The organism is Ectobacillus panaciterrae DSM 19096 (assembly GCF_000430785.1).
GTDB classification, from domain to species: Bacteria; Bacillota; Bacilli; order Bacillales; family Bacillaceae_G; genus Ectobacillus; species Ectobacillus panaciterrae.
Map to the genome: position 1 here is coordinate 1 of NZ_AUMR01000096.1, position 14,518 is coordinate 14,518.

Below are 14,518 nucleotides of genomic sequence, written 5' to 3' on the forward strand. Positions count from 1 at the left end.
ATCCTTCATATGTCTAGTGATGATGGCGAAGAGGTCACACCCGTTCCCATACCGAACACGGAAGTTAAGCTCTTCAGCGCCGATGGTAGTTGGGACCTTGTCCCTGTGAGAGTAGGACGTCGCTAGGCATATCTTATCTTTATGAATAAGATATTTTATAACGTCGCGGGGTGGAGCAGTCCGGTAGCTCGTCGGGCTCATAACCCGAAGGTCGCAGGTTCAAATCCTGTCCCCGCAACCAATGGTCCCGTGGTGTAGCGGTTAACATGCCTGCCTGTCACGCAGGAGATCGCCGGTTCGATCCCGGTCGGGACCGCCACTTTTAACGAAACAATGGTTTCGTGTTTTTTTATGCTTTGCTACATAAGACAATTCATCCTTAGGAGTGCATCCTAAGGTTTTTTTTGTACACTGAGTTTCTGCAAGATATGCGGGAAGTGAGTATAATAGAAAAAGGATACATAGCTCTCCTTGCTTCCGGGCGTTCAAAGCAGAAAGAATAGGATATACTAGAGGAAAACAGGGCGGTGAAAGAAGTGCCAATATATGAAGTGAAAACATCCTCTCCAGAGGAAACGATGAGCCTTGCAGAGCAATTAGGTCATTTGCTGAAGGCTCAAGATGTGTTGATTTTAGAAGGAGATTTAGGAGCTGGTAAAACTACCTTCACGAAAGGCATAGCAAAAGGGCTTGGCGTCAAGCGAGTGGTAAACAGTCCTACCTTCAATATTATTAAGGAATATAACGGTCGGCTTCCACTTTATCATATGGATGTGTACAGGCTTGGAGAAAGTGAAGAGGACTTGGGCTTTGATGATTATTTTTACGGAGAAGGAGTTACTGTCGTAGAATGGGCGCATCTTATACAATCTTACCTTCCTTCCGCTGTTCTTAAAGTGAATTTGTTTCATGGGGGAAACGAAGATCGTAAAATTGTGTTGGAACCTGTAGGAGAACGATATATTAGACTATGTGAGGAGCTTTTGAGCAATGAAAGTATTAGCAATTGATACTTCCAATTATACAATGGGCGTAGGCTTGCTTGATGGCGAGACGGTAATAGGGGAAATGATTACGAATGTGAAAAAGAATCACGCAGTACGTCTTATGCCGTCAATTGAGCAGCTTTTACAGCAGTGCGATGTGAAACCAAGCGATTTAGGGAAAATTGTAGTTGCAGAAGGGCCTGGTTCCTATACAGGAGTACGCATTGGCGTCACGGTCGCAAAAACATTAGCATGGTCGTTAGGCATTCCTATTGCAGGAGTATCTAGCTTGGCGACGTTAGCAGCAAACAGTATGTATTTTGACGGGTATATTTGTCCTTTGTTTGATGGAAGACGCCAGCAAATCTTTACAGGGCTTTATACATATGCTGGAAAGCTACAATCTGTAAAAGAAGATCGGCTCATTATGATTGAGGATTGGCTGTCTATGCTGAAGGATATGGAAAAACCAATTTTATTTATAGGCAATGATTTATCGCTTCACCAAGAAACGATTAAAAATACATTAGGTGAACAGGCAGTATTTGCATCATCCTCTTTGCACAATCCGCGTCCGGGAGAATTGGGACTGCTGGGGTTGGAAAAGGAGGGGCAAGAGGTACATACCTTTGTGCCAAGCTATCTTCGCTTAGCAGAAGCAGAGGCAAATTGGCTTGCAAATCAAAATAAATAGAGGGTTATGAGTATGAATACGTTAATAACGTTTCGAGATATGGAATTAAAAGATATTAAGCAGGTTATGACAATTGAACAGGCATCATTTGCGATTCCGTGGACCGAGGAAGCTTTCGAGAAAGAGCTGACTGTAAATGAGTATGCTCGTTACACCGTAATGGCAGAAGATCAAAAGATAATTGGCTATTGCGGCATGTGGCTTATTTTAGACGAGTCACATATTACGAATATTGCGGTTTTGCCAGAATATCGGGGACGTAAGCTTGGCGAGCGCTTGCTTGGATTTGTTATAGAACAGGCACGCCGGCAAGGCGCAAAAACAATGACGCTTGAAGTGCGTGTATCAAATGAAGCCGCTCAAGGTTTATATCGAAAGCTTGGATTTTTAAACGGCGGTATCCGTAAACGCTATTATACAGATAACTACGAAGATGCTCTTGTAATGTGGGTGAATCTATAATGACAAAAGATATATTGGTGCTAGGAATAGAAACAAGCTGTGATGAAACGGCAGTTGCAATCGTGAAAAACGGGTGGGAGATTCTGTCCAATGTCGTAGCTTCTCAAATTGAAAGTCATAAACGTTTTGGCGGAGTTGTTCCGGAAATTGCATCACGTCATCATGTTGAGCAAATCACTATTGTATTGGAAGAAGCATTAAAAGAGGCGAATGTAACATTCGCGGACCTGGATGCTATTGCAGTAACAGAAGGACCGGGACTTGTAGGGGCTTTATTGATAGGCGTGCATGCAGCAAAGGCTGTGGCATTTGCGCATAATATCCCGCTTGTTGGCGTACACCATATTGCTGGGCATATTTATGCAAACCGCCTTGTAACTGAGCTTGCATTCCCATTATTGTCCCTTGTCGTATCCGGGGGTCATACGGAGCTTGTATATATGAAGGAACATGGTTCATTCGAGGTAATTGGAGAGACGAGGGACGATGCAGCAGGAGAAGCCTATGATAAAGTTGCCAGAACACTCTCTCTTCCGTATCCAGGAGGTCCGCATATTGATCGTTTGGCGCATGAGGGAAAACCGATTCTTGACTTGCCTCGTGCTTGGCTGGAGCCGGATTCTTATGACTTCAGCTTCAGCGGTTTGAAGTCAGCCGTTATCAACACAGTCCATAATGCCGCGCAAAGGGGAGAAACAATTGCACCGGAAGATTTAGCGGCAAGCTTCCAAGAAAGCGTTGTAGATGTATTGGTAATGAAGACGGTCAGAGCTGCAGAGGAATATAAAGTAAAACAAGTATTGTTGGCGGGAGGAGTAGCTGCCAATAAAGGGCTGCGAACCCGTTTAGAAGAAGCATTTGCGCAAATACAGGGAATAGAGCTCATTATCCCGCCGCTCTCCTTATGTACGGATAATGCTGCCATGATTGCTGCTGCGGGTACGATTGCGTATGAAAAAGGAAAGCGCGCAACATTATCGTTAAATGCCAATCCAGGTTTAGACATAGATCAATAAGTTATCCACAAATTTCAATATATGCTGTGAATAAGTGTGAAAAAACCTGTGATTAACTATGTTGCATCTGTGTATAACTTTGTGTGAAATAATAGGTTTTTCTGTGTATATTGTGGAAAATTCTATAGAAAAGTTATAAAACCATTGTAAGAATGTGCATAAGGTTGTGGATAATGTGAAAAAGTCAGTGTTTATCAACACTGACTTTTTTTATTATATTTGCAGCTCTTCCCATTGCGTCATGCAGGCATCAAGCTGGTCGTGAAGAGATTGTTTTTCAAGATTGATACTTTGAACCTTTTCATAGTCCTGATATACTTCAGGTAAGCAAAGCTGTTCTTCCAGCACTGCAATTTTTTCTTCTAGTTCCATAATCAGCTCTTCTAATTCTTCCAGCTTACGAGCGCGTTGTCTTTCCAGCTTTTTGCGTTCTTTGTCTTCTTGATAATTTCGCTTCTCAGCTGCCTCTTCTGATTTTTGGACAGGTTGTATTATTTGCTCCAGCTGGGCGCGCTCAAGAATCTCGGCTTTTTTCTCCATATAATAATCATAATCACCCAGATATTCCGTTGCGCCATTTGAAGACAGTTCCACCACTTTGGTTGCCACACGATTAATAAAGTAGCGGTCGTGTGATACAAATAAAATCGTTCCTGGAAAATCAATCAGGGCATTTTCCAAAATTTCTTTGCTGCTTAAATCCAAATGGTTCGTCGGCTCGTCCAAAATAAGGACATTGCATTTTTGCATCATGAGCTTCGCCAGCGCAAGACGCGCCTTTTCACCACCGCTTAAGGAAGAGACTGGCTTCAGCACATCATCACCTGAAAATAGGAAGTTCCCAAGCACAGTCCGAATCTCTTTTTCTGGATTTAAAGGAAATTCATCCCACAGTTCATCCAGCACGCGCTTAGATGATGTAAGATTAGCTTGCTGTTGGTCGTAATAGCCAATAGAAACATTGGAGCCAAACGAAATCTTTCCGTGAAGCGGATCTAGCTTTTGGACGATAGCCTTTAAAAGGGTGGATTTTCCAATGCCGTTTGGACCTACTAAAGCTGTACTGTCGCCTCGTGTCAAATACATGTGCACATGTTTAATTACTGCTGATTCGTCATAGCCGACAGCTACATCTGTTACTTGCAGTACATCGTTGCCGCTTTGACGCTCAATGTCAAAATGGAAAGAGGCAGATTTTTCATCACCGAGCGGCCTTGCAATAAGTTCCATGCGATCCAGCTGTTTTCGTCGGCTTTGTGCTCGTTTTGTAGTAGAAGCTCGAGCGATATTGCGTTGTACAAAATCTTGCAGCTTCGCTACTTCATCCTGCTGCTTTTCGTAGCGCTTCATTTCTTGTTCATACCACGCGTCTTTTTGTTCTAAGTATTTACTATAGTTACCTGTATACCGTTTGCTTTGTGTATTGGAAATCTCATATACTTGTGTAACGAGCCGATCCAAGAAATAGCGGTCATGGGAAACGATTAAGATTGCCCCGGGATAGCCCTGTAAGTATTGCTCCAGCCAAGTCAGCGTTTCGATATCTAAATGGTTGGTAGGCTCATCAAGAATGAGTAAATCAGGCTTTGTTAAAAGCAGTTTTCCTAATGCAAGGCGTGTTTTTTGTCCCCCGCTCAAGGTAGAGATATATGTGTTATGTGTTGGTGCAGGAAATCCTAAGCCTGTCAGGATAGAGCGGATATCGGCTTCATATTGATAGCCGCCTTGATCTTTATAATCCTGCTGCAACCGGTCATACTCGGCGAGAAGCTTATTGTAGCGTTCTTCGTTTGTGAAAACCTCTTCCTTCCCCATTTCTTGCTCCATTTTCCGAATCGTTCGTTCCATATCTTGCAGATGTGCAAATACTGTCAGCATTTCTTCACCGATTGTTAATGATGTTTCCAGTCCGGTATTCTGCGCCAAATAACCTACTGATACTTCCTTAGGCTTTATAATTTCACCACCGTTATGAGACAGTTCTCCTGCAATAATTTTCAACAAGGTAGATTTACCTGCACCATTTCGCCCTACAAGAGCAACACGATCGCGTGCCTGTACTTCCAATTTTATATTTGATAAGATGACATCTGCGCCAAACAGCTTCGTCAATCCGTTTACTTGTAATAAAATCAATGCTCTTCACCTCAATTTTCTTATCTTTTGCATAAAACTTATGTTTTTCAACATTAATAGAAATAGTGTATAGTTTAGTTGAGGGACATAGGTCTCTCTCTATTATACAAGGAAAGCTTTGTATCAATAAACTTCCATCACATGTTTTGTCGTATAAACAGAGACAGGGAAGAGAGGAGGTATATAATGGATCAGCCTAAAATTCCACAAGCGACCGCTAAACGTCTGCCTTTGTATTACCGCTTTATTAAGAATTTATCGCTCTCCGGCAAGCAGCGTGTATCTTCTGCAGAGTTAAGCGAAGCTGTAAAAGTGGATTCAGCTACCATCCGAAGGGATTTTTCTTATTTTGGCGCCTTAGGGAAAAAAGGATATGGCTACAATGTAAATTATCTTTTATCATTTTTTAGCCAAACACTTGCTCAAGACGACCTCACTAGTGTCGCTCTTATTGGTGTTGGAAATTTGGGAACCGCTTTCTTAAATTATAACTTTACAAAAAACAACAATACAAAGATTGAAATTGCTTTTGATGTGGACGAAAGAAAAGTCGGAAAATTTATCAGCGGTGTACCTGTTTATCACCTTGATGAGCTGGAAAAGAAGCTCCCTGAAAATGTGAAGGTTGCTATTTTAACGGTTCCTGCTCCTGTTGCTCAGTCAGTTGCTGACAGATTTTCACAGACAGGGATTGAAGGAATTTTAAACTTCACGCCGGCGCGTATTGATGTGTCTGAGAATATCCGTATCCATCACATCGACTTAGCGGTAGAATTGCAAACACTTATCTATTTTTTAAAGCATTATCCAAAATAAAAACGTGGGAACAAGCTCCCACGTTTTTATTTTTTTGGCCCTTTTATACGCTTCAAGCGGAAATTCACGAGTATCAGCCGTAAAGCTAAACCGAAATCAAATGTCGCCATCAACATTAAAAGCAACGTGTAAAAATTCCAGATAGTATGTTCTACGCTTGTGATAGCTAAGTATGTAAAGATGCTTCCCAGTACAAAGTACAAGGTTGCCATAAACAAAGGTGAACTTCGCATGGTTATAATCCTCCAATAATCGCTTGCAATTTCTCAGCTTCATGCATAATACGTTCTAAATTATCGCGAAATACAATGTTCACGAGAACAACGATTGTGTTCATCATCACATGAGCTGCAATAGGAACAATGATGCGTTTTGTGTGCGCGTATAGAAACGCAAACACTAGACCCATGGATGTGTAGATAAGTAAGTGAACAAACTCAGCGTGCACGGCTGCAAAAACGAGAGAGCTAATAACAGCTGCAATAAAAAAGTTAAATCGTTTATAGAGTGCGCCAAACAGAATCTTTCTAAAAACAATTTCTTCAAGAATAGGCGCGATGATGGATGTAACAAGAATAAACCAAGGGGTTCTTCTTGCAATTTCAACAAGGTGCTCCGTATTTTCAGATCCGGGTTTAATGCCTAATAGACGCATTTCTATATTTACAGCAATAATTTGAGCTAAGTATGCCAAAAACAATCCAGCAATCATCCATACAAACGTAATGCCCATACCGGCTTTGTCGCGTGCAGGAAAATCTTCATCTTTTCTAAGAAGCAGCAAAATAATGAGCAGCGCTGTAATAAAGCTGATGATGCCCCAATGTCCGGAAACTATTTGCAACTTCATGTCCCCTGTGTATTTATCATACCACCCGGTGCGCAGCAGCAAAGGCAGGCCCAATATGCCTGAAAGCTGCATGAGAATGTATGTAGCAATAACCCACCAATAACGTTTCTTCAATTGTTATGTCTCCTTCTTATGTAAATTTTCCTTAACAAAAAAGGAAATTTGCAGTTCTTAGAGAAATGAACTTATTGTACGTGTCTTATTGTACGTGTCTTATTGTAACATATAACAGATTGGAAACACGAAGAGAATGTTTTCAAGGGTATTGGACATACTATAACGGGTTATAGACTGGAAGATAGGGAAACAGCGGCTGTTTCCTAAAAATTATGTTTTTTTGCTTGCAAAAGAAAAATAGATTCATTATTATAATAAGTGTGTTAGCACTCGTTGGGTTCGAGTGCTAATAATGAAACTTTACATACGAATTGAGGAGGTTATTTTCATGCTAAAGCCATTAGGTGATCGCGTTGTAATTGAGCTTGTTCAAGCAGAAGAAAAAACTGCAAGCGGTATTGTGTTGCCGGACACTGCAAAAGAAAAGCCGCAAGAAGGCAAGGTAATTGCAGTTGGTACAGGACGCGTGCTTGAAAACGGAGAGCGCGTAGCTTTAGAGGTAGCTGCAGGTGATCGTATCATCTTCTCAAAATATGCTGGCACAGAAGTGAAATACGAAGGTGCAGAATATTTGATTTTACGTGAAAGCGACATTTTAGCTGTTATTGGTTAATTCATAAATATTAAAATTCAGGGAGGTTACGAAACATGGCAAAAGATATTAAATTCAGTGAAGACGCTCGACGTGCAATGCTTCGCGGGGTAGATACTCTTGCAAATGCGGTAAAGGTTACACTTGGACCAAAAGGACGCAACGTAGTGTTGGAGAAAAAGTTCGGTTCTCCTCTTATTACAAATGACGGTGTAACAATTGCAAAAGAAATTGAATTAGAAGATGCATTCGAAAATATGGGTGCAAAGCTTGTTGCTGAAGTAGCAAGCAAGACAAACGATGTAGCGGGTGACGGTACAACAACTGCAACTGTACTTGCACAAGCTATGATCCGTGAAGGTTTGAAAAACGTTACAGCAGGCGCAAACCCAATGGGTCTTCGCAAAGGTATCGAGAAAGCTGTAGCGGCAGCAATCGCAGAATTAAAAACAATCTCTAAGCCAATCGAAGGCAAGGATTCTATCGCACAAGTAGCGGCAATCTCTTCTGCTGACGAAGAAGTAGGTCAATTAATTGCAGAAGCAATGGAGCGCGTAGGTAACGACGGCGTTATCACACTGGAAGAATCCAAAGGCTTCACAACTGAGCTTGACGTTGTAGAAGGTATGCAATTCGACCGCGGATACGCATCTCCTTACATGATTACAGATTCCGAGAAAATGGAAGCTGTTCTTGACAATGCTTACGTTCTTATCACAGACAAGAAAATCGCAAGCATCCAAGAAATTTTACCAGTGTTAGAGCAAGTGGTACAACAAGGCCGCCCTCTATTAATTATTGCAGAAGACGTAGAAGGCGAAGCTTTAGCTACATTAGTAGTGAACAAACTTCGTGGCACATTTAACGTAGTTGCTGTTAAAGCTCCTGGCTTCGGCGACCGTCGTAAAGCAATGCTTGAAGATATCGCAGCTCTTACTGGCGGCGAAGTAATTACAGAAGAGCTTGGCCGTGAATTGAAATCTGCGACAATTACATCCCTAGGCCGCGCTGCTAAAGTTGTAGTAACAAAAGAAAATACTACAATTGTAGAAGGTGCAGGAAGCTCTGAGCAAATCGAAGCACGCATCAACCAAATTCGTGCTCAATTAGAAGAAACAACTTCTGAATTTGATCGCGAAAAATTACAAGAGCGTCTAGCGAAATTGGCTGGCGGCGTAGCGGTAATTAAAGTAGGTGCGGCTACTGAAACAGAATTGAAAGAGCGTAAACTTCGTATTGAAGACGCATTGAACTCCACTCGTGCAGCGGTAGAAGAAGGTATCGTTGCAGGCGGTGGTACAGCTTTAATGAACGTATACAGCAAAGTAGCTTCTATTGAAGCGGCTGGTGACGAAGCAACAGGCGTAAATATCGTATTGCGTGCGTTGGAAGAGCCGGTTCGCCAAATTGCAATCAATGCTGGCTTAGAAGGTTCTGTAGTTGTAGAGCGCTTAAAGCATGAAGCAGTAGGAACAGGCTTCAACGCTGCAACTGGAGAATGGGTGAACATGCTTGAAGCGGGTATTGTAGACCCTACAAAAGTAACTCGTTCCGCTCTTCAAAACGCAGCATCCGTTGCGGCTATGTTCTTAACAACAGAAGCTGTTGTTGCTGATAAACCAGAAGAAAACAAAGCACCGATGATGCCTGATATGGGCGGCATGGGCGGCATGATGTAATAAGGAATCCACCTCTTTTAAGAGGTGGATTTTTTTGTATAAAATTCAGCAGATTTATATACAAAAGACAAATGTTCAGCAAAAGGGAATAATTTCTGTAGAATTTTGTCGGTTCTCTCTTGACCTTGTTCATACTTCGTTGTTAGAATCGAGAAGGAAAAGAAAAACTCCTTCATATATCCTCAATAATACGGATTGAGAGTCTCTACTGGGTTACCGAAAATAACCTGACTATGAAGGCAGTGATTCTGCTTATTAAAGAGCGTTCTTTAATTAGTCAGAATTCTGCCTTTTTGTATTTGGGGCGGAGTTCTGGCTTTTTTGCATACTTTCTTCCTTGTTGTATCAATGTAAGAAAGTAAACGTGAAAGCCGAGATTGCATACAGACTTAATGTTGGGGTGATCAATTTGAAGAAGCATGATTTTATTATTGTTTTAGATTTTGGAAGTCAATATAACCAGCTTATCGCGCGCCGCATCCGTGAATTTGGCGTATACAGTGAATTGCATCCGCATACGATTACAGCGGAAGAAATTAAGAAGATGAATCCGAAAGGAATTATTTTCTCCGGCGGACCGAACAGCGTGTATGGAGATAAAGCATTCCACTGCGATCCGGCAATTTTTGATTTGGGATTGCCTGTATTCGGTATTTGCTACGGCATGCAGCTTATGACACATCATTTCGGCGGTAAGGTAGAGCGCGCCGAGCACCGCGAGTACGGAAAAGCGGTTCTAAAGGTAGAAAATGAATCTAAGCTGTACAGTAGCCTTCCTGAAGAACAAGTGGTATGGATGAGCCACGGCGACTTAGTAACAGGTTTGCCGGAAGGCTTTGTTGCAGATGCAACGAGCGATTCCTGTCCGATTGCGGCAATGAGCAACGAAGCGCGTAAGTTCTATGGCGTACAATTTCACCCGGAAGTACGTCACTCCGAATATGGCAATGATTTATTGAAAAACTTTGTGTTCGGCGTTTGTGAATGTACAGAAGGCTGGAACATGGAAAACTTTATTGAAGTTGAAGTGGAAAAAATCCGCGAAACTGTAGGGGACAAAAAAGTGCTATGTGCGCTGAGCGGCGGTGTAGACTCTTCTGTTGTTGCGGTATTGATTCATAAGGCAATCGGCGACCAGCTGACTTGTATCTTTGTAGATCATGGTCTTCTTCGTAAAGGTGAAGCTGAGAGTGTAATGAAGACATTCAGCGAAGGCTTCCATATGAACGTAATTAAAGTGGATGCAAAAGAGCGCTTCTTAAGCAAACTTGCAGGTGTAAGCGATCCGGAGCAAAAACGCAAAATCATCGGCAACGAGTTTATCTACGTATTTGACGATGAAGCAACGAAATTAAAAGGAATGGAGTTCTTAGCGCAAGGAACTCTATATACAGATATTATTGAGAGCGGTACATTGACTGCACAAACAATTAAATCTCACCATAATGTAGGCGGTCTTCCGGAAGATATGCAATTTAAATTGATTGAGCCGCTCAATACATTATTTAAAGATGAAGTGCGTGCATTGGGCTCCGAGCTTGGTATTCCTGATGAAATCGTATGGCGTCAGCCGTTCCCGGGTCCTGGTTTAGGAATCCGTGTGCTGGGCGAAGTAACGGAGGAAAAGCTCGAAATCGTGCGTGAATCCGATGCGATTTTACGTGAAGAAATCAAGAAAGCCGGACTAGATCGTGAAATTTGGCAGTACTTCACGGCGCTTCCTGGCATGCGCAGTGTAGGCGTAATGGGCGACGAACGCACATATGATTATACAGTGGGTATTCGCGCGGTAACTTCTATTGACGGGATGACAGCGGACTGGGCGCGTATTCCTTGGGATGTGCTTGAGAAAATCTCTGTTCGCATCGTAAACGAAGTGAAGCATGTAAACCGTATTGTGTATGATGTGACAAGCAAGCCGCCTGCAACAATCGAGTGGGAATAATCTTTATTTTACGTTAAATGGTAAAATCCAATAAAACACGAACAAAAACGAACGTTTATAAAAAAACGTTCGTTTTTTTATTTGACAGATGTATGATGTCAGATTACAATAAAGTTGTAATCATTCGTAAATAAGAAAGCTGTCGTAATGTTGGGGAGAGGGCCCGAAAGTTTCTACCTAGCTGCCGTAAATAGCTAGACTACGAGGCGTTGAGAAAAACACTTATTTATTTGCTTTGTCGACGCTTCCATATTCAGTGGAAGCGTCTTTTTTGTGGAGTTAGAGAAATACTAGAGAAATATGGCGAAACATCAAAAGATGGAGGGAAAACACATGAAGCGTTATTTTCAATTCGAAGAGCTCGGTACGAACTACAAAACAGAGTTGATCGCTGGTTTAACAACGTTCTTATCCATGGCTTATATTTTATTCGTAAACCCGGCTACGCTCTCATTAAGCACAGTTCCTAATCTTCCTAAGGGAACAGGAATGGATCCGGGAGCTGTATTCGTTGCGACAGCGTTAGCGGCAGCAACCGGCTCGCTTATTATGGGGATTTTTGCAAAGTATCCGATTGCGCTAGCTCCAGGTATGGGGGTTAATGCATTCTTCGCTTACACAGTTATTTTGACTATGGGAATTCCATGGCAAACTGCAATTGCAGGTACATTAGTTTCGGGGCTACTGTTCATTATTTTGACCGCTACTGGCCTTCGCGAGAAAGTTATCAACGCAATCCCGGTGGAATTAAAGCATGCAGTAGCGGCAGGAATCGGTTTGTTCATTGCATTTATCGGATTCCAAAATGCAGGTATTATTGTCAATAACGATGCAGTTCTTGTTGGTTTAGGCGATTTAACGAAAGGCACGACTTTACTAGCTATTTTTGGCGTAGTTATCACAATTATTCTTATGACACGCGGTCTGAACGGCGCAGTATTTTTCGGAATGATCATCACAGCAGTTGTAGGAATGGCGACTGGTTTGATTAAAGCTCCTGAATCCGTAATTGGGGCAGTGCCGAGCATCAAGCCTACATTTGGTGTTGCGCTTGCGCACTTTGGCGACATCTTTACAGTAAAAATGATTTTAGTTATCTTAACATTCTTCTTCATTGATTTCTTTGATACAGCAGGAACGCTTGTTGCGGTTGCGAACCAAGCGGGATTAATGAAAAACAACAGATTGCCGCGCGCTGGAAAAGCGATGTTTGCAGATGCAGCAGCGACTACAATCGGAGCTATTTTTGGTACATCTACTACGACAGCTTATATTGAATCTTCTGCAGGGGTAGCGTCAGGCGGACGTTCAGGTTTCACAGCGGTTGTAACAGCAGGTTTCTTCTTATTGTCATTGTTGTTCTCGCCTCTATTAAGCGTAGTGACACCTTCTGTGACGGCACCTGCGCTGATTATCGTAGGCATCCTGATGGTTTCTTCTTTAGGAGAAATCGACTGGAAGAAGTTCGAAATAGCAGTTCCGGCGTTTTTCACAATCATTGCAATGCCGCTTACTTACAGCATTGCAACAGGAATCGCAATTGGATTTATCTTCTATCCGATTACAATGGTTATGAAAGGACGTTCGAAAGAGGTTCATCCTATCATGTATGCAATGGCTGTAATCTTTGTATTGTATTTTATCTTTGTAAAATAATACGTAATACCGGCCTGAACTCCCAGTGAGTTTAGGTTTTTTTGTAAAATAAGAATGTATAAAATTCCTCGCCAATGTTCTCTAATTCCTTTCTTCTGTTCGCAGTATACAGCGCGCAAAAGAACAAACATTATAGAGTTTCCTATGTAAAGTAAGAAAAGCGATGCTTAGCGCATCGCTTTTTTCATTTATACGTAATTGCTTGTCGTCCGTATTGTTCTCAGCCGCGTACAAAAGCGGCTATAGGAATTTTTCTGTTTTTGATATTTGCGAGCGGGTCGTTAAAATATACATATTGGTTATCATATCCTGTAACGAGGACGCTGTGCTCCTTATCCGTAATGGAGATAGGGCCGTGTGGTGTTTGCCACGTTTGCCAATAACGGCTCGGGACAAAATCAAAGGTGCTTGTGTTAATGACCCAAACGGGCTTTTGCTGTCCGACATGCTCCATTACAGTATCAAAAGTAGATCCGGTAATATCGAGAGCGTTACCATTCAGATATCGATTGGCCAGTTCGTAGATAGGACCGTGAAATACGCCAAACCCCGGTTCTTTAAAAGAAGTCATGCTCCCTACAAATCCGTAATGCGGATTTCCGAAATAAATTGTAGATCCTAATCTTCGATATGCTGCAGGATCTTTTTTTACTTCGTTTGCCAATGTTATTTTGCTTACTGAGACTCTTTTATATTGCAGCAGCATCGCCAGACTTGTTACCTCGCAGCCGCGCGGCAATTCGGGCATTTGAGAAATGAGAGGCGCATGCAGCAAAACAGAGGGTGGACGGAACATAGAAGGAGCGTCATTTTGTTTACTTGACAGAGAAAGAACAGACCAAAGATCTAAAACGGAATCATTTACAGGAACATCTTGAGTATGTGCATAGCCTTTTGGAATAAAACCAATACCGAGAAGAAAAATGACAACTGCGTACAGACAAAACCTCAAATGAGTTTCCTCCTGTCAGCTTTCATTTTCTTATCTTTATTGTTTGTTGATTTGAACCTTTCTTTGCGAGGGGAGAGATGGGCTTATATCTCATCATTGACAGAATGCATAAAAGCTGGAGAATGAGGAGATTTTAGCATAATGGTGAAAGATGAACAAAAGATAAAAAAGTTTTGGATATGTGTTGACTTATTTAATGAAAATGGGTATTATAAATATTGTCGCTTCTGACAGAAACAGAAAAATAACTTAAAAAGAAGTTATTGACAAGTGGAGTTGGAAATGATAAAGTGTAAAAAGTCGCTGATATGCGATGATGAAGTTCTTTGAAAACTAAACAAAATGCGAAACGTCAATTTTTATTTTAAAGCTAGACAAACACTTTTATGGAGAGTTTGATCCTGGCTCAGGATGAACGCTGGCGGCGTGCCTAATACATGCAAGTCGAGCGAACCTCTTCGGAGGTTAGCGGCGGACGGGTGAGTAACACGTGGGTAACCTGCCTGTAAGACTGGGATAACTTCGGGAAACCGAAGCTAATACCGGATACTTTTTTGAGTCGCATGACTCGAGATGGAAAGGCGGCTTCGGCTGTCACTTACAGATGGACCCGCGTC

General features: G+C 42.0%; 13 protein-coding genes, 2 tRNA genes, 2 rRNA genes and 2 riboswitches. Of the genes, 13 read left to right on the top strand and 4 right to left on the bottom strand.

Annotation, left to right across the window (positions count from 1 at the left end):
• The first annotated feature begins 12 nt into the window (after positions 1-12).
• The 7 genes from rrf (at position 13) to tsaD (ending at position 3,158) form a co-directional block, all read left to right on the top strand.
• Positions 13-128: ribosomal RNA gene (gene rrf, locus H540_RS0118640) — 5S ribosomal RNA — on the top strand.
• Between the two features lie 36 nt (positions 129-164).
• Positions 165-241 (top strand) — tRNA-Met (locus tag H540_RS0118645).
• Between the two features lie 2 nt (positions 242-243).
• Positions 244-319 (top strand) — tRNA-Asp (locus H540_RS0118650).
• A 217-nt stretch (positions 320-536) separates the two neighbouring features.
• Entirely contained in the window at positions 537-1,010 is a 474-nt protein-coding gene (gene tsaE, locus H540_RS0118655; RefSeq protein WP_034671401.1) for a tRNA (adenosine(37)-N6)-threonylcarbamoyltransferase complex ATPase subunit type 1 TsaE, read from the top strand.
• Entirely contained in the window at positions 991-1,680 is a 690-nt protein-coding gene (tsaB, locus tag H540_RS0118660; protein WP_028401928.1) for a tRNA (adenosine(37)-N6)-threonylcarbamoyltransferase complex dimerization subunit type 1 TsaB, read from the top strand. Before tsaE ends, tsaB begins: the two co-directional genes overlap by 20 nt.
• Before the next feature lie 12 nt (positions 1,681-1,692).
• Entirely contained in the window at positions 1,693-2,142 is a 450-nt protein-coding gene (gene rimI / locus H540_RS0118665) for a ribosomal protein S18-alanine N-acetyltransferase (RefSeq protein ID WP_028401929.1), read from the top strand.
• Positions 2,142-3,158, top strand: a complete 1,017-nt coding sequence (gene tsaD / locus H540_RS0118670; RefSeq protein ID WP_028401930.1) for a tRNA (adenosine(37)-N6)-threonylcarbamoyltransferase complex transferase subunit TsaD — start codon at positions 2,142-2,144, stop codon at positions 3,156-3,158. Before rimI ends, tsaD begins: the two co-directional genes overlap by 1 nt.
• 213 nt (positions 3,159-3,371) lie before the next feature.
• Here the strand turns inward: tsaD and H540_RS0118675 are convergent, their stop codons facing one another.
• Positions 3,372-5,294 (bottom strand): ABC-F family ATP-binding cassette domain-containing protein, encoded by a 1,923-nt coding sequence (locus H540_RS0118675; protein WP_028401931.1) that lies wholly within the window; start codon positions 5,292-5,294, stop codon positions 3,372-3,374.
• Between the two features lie 186 nt (positions 5,295-5,480).
• On the opposite strand from H540_RS0118675, the gene H540_RS0118680 reads away from it, so the two are divergent.
• A complete protein-coding gene (locus H540_RS0118680) occupies positions 5,481-6,110 on the top strand; it encodes a redox-sensing transcriptional repressor Rex (RefSeq protein ID WP_028401932.1) in 630 nt (209 codons plus the stop codon).
• 26 nt (positions 6,111-6,136) lie between these two features.
• On the opposite strand, the gene H540_RS0118685 is transcribed toward H540_RS0118680, so the two are convergent.
• A complete protein-coding gene (locus tag H540_RS0118685; RefSeq protein WP_028401933.1) occupies positions 6,137-6,343 on the bottom strand; it encodes a YdiK family protein in 207 nt (68 codons plus the stop codon).
• Between the two features lie 2 nt (positions 6,344-6,345).
• Positions 6,346-7,074 carry a CPBP family intramembrane glutamic endopeptidase gene (locus H540_RS0118690; RefSeq protein ID WP_028401934.1) on the bottom strand — a complete coding sequence of 243 codons (729 nt, stop codon included), beginning with the start codon at positions 7,072-7,074 and terminating at the stop codon, positions 6,346-6,348.
• Between the two features lie 331 nt (positions 7,075-7,405).
• Here H540_RS0118690 and groES point away from each other — a divergent pair, with 331 nt between their 5' ends.
• The 4 genes from groES to H540_RS0118710 all read left to right on the top strand — a co-directional run bounded on the left by groES (position 7,406) and on the right by H540_RS0118710 (position 12,949).
• Positions 7,406-7,690: a co-chaperone GroES gene (gene groES / locus H540_RS0118695; RefSeq protein WP_028401935.1), complete on the top strand. Its 285-nt coding sequence runs from the start codon at positions 7,406-7,408 to the stop codon at positions 7,688-7,690.
• 35 nt (positions 7,691-7,725) lie between these two features.
• Positions 7,726-9,348 (top strand): chaperonin GroEL, encoded by a 1,623-nt coding sequence (gene groL / locus H540_RS0118700; protein ID WP_028401936.1) that lies wholly within the window; start codon positions 7,726-7,728, stop codon positions 9,346-9,348.
• Positions 9,349-9,500: 152 nt separating this feature from the next.
• Positions 9,501-9,602, top strand: a riboswitch (purine riboswitch).
• A gap of 146 nt (positions 9,603-9,748) precedes the next feature.
• Entirely contained in the window at positions 9,749-11,293 is a 1,545-nt protein-coding gene (guaA, locus tag H540_RS0118705) for a glutamine-hydrolyzing GMP synthase (protein ID WP_425388143.1), read from the top strand.
• Between the two features lie 122 nt (positions 11,294-11,415).
• Positions 11,416-11,515, top strand: a riboswitch (purine riboswitch).
• Positions 11,516-11,626: 111 nt separating this feature from the next.
• Positions 11,627-12,949: an NCS2 family permease gene (locus H540_RS0118710; protein ID WP_028401938.1), complete on the top strand. Its 1,323-nt coding sequence runs from the start codon at positions 11,627-11,629 to the stop codon at positions 12,947-12,949.
• Positions 12,950-13,169: 220 nt separating this feature from the next.
• On the opposite strand, the gene H540_RS30225 is transcribed toward H540_RS0118710, so the two are convergent.
• Positions 13,170-13,901 (bottom strand): C39 family peptidase, encoded by a 732-nt coding sequence (locus H540_RS30225; protein ID WP_245592287.1) that lies wholly within the window; start codon positions 13,899-13,901, stop codon positions 13,170-13,172.
• Positions 13,902-14,284: 383 nt separating this feature from the next.
• Between H540_RS30225 and H540_RS0118725 the strand changes: the two genes are divergently transcribed.
• Positions 14,285-14,518: ribosomal RNA gene (locus tag H540_RS0118725) — 16S ribosomal RNA — on the top strand; the annotation flags it as partial.

Excerpts from the sequence above, each read along its gene's own strand:
- tsaD (WP_028401930.1), top strand. The coding sequence starts at position 2,142 with ATGACAAAAGATATATTGGTGCTAGGAATAGAAACAAGCTGTGATGAA.
- H540_RS0118680 (WP_028401932.1), top strand. The coding sequence starts at position 5,481 with ATGGATCAGCCTAAAATTCCACAAGCGACCGCTAAACGTCTGCCTTTG.
- groES (WP_028401935.1), top strand. The coding sequence starts at position 7,406 with ATGCTAAAGCCATTAGGTGATCGCGTTGTAATTGAGCTTGTTCAAGCA.
- groL (WP_028401936.1), top strand. The coding sequence starts at position 7,726 with ATGGCAAAAGATATTAAATTCAGTGAAGACGCTCGACGTGCAATGCTT.
- tsaB (WP_028401928.1), top strand. The coding sequence starts at position 991 with ATGAAAGTATTAGCAATTGATACTTCCAATTATACAATGGGCGTAGGC.
- rimI (WP_028401929.1), top strand. The coding sequence starts at position 1,693 with ATGAATACGTTAATAACGTTTCGAGATATGGAATTAAAAGATATTAAG.
- H540_RS0118710 (WP_028401938.1), top strand. The coding sequence starts at position 11,627 with ATGAAGCGTTATTTTCAATTCGAAGAGCTCGGTACGAACTACAAAACA.
- H540_RS0118685 (WP_028401933.1), bottom strand. The coding sequence starts at position 6,343 with ATGCGAAGTTCACCTTTGTTTATGGCAACCTTGTACTTTGTACTGGGA.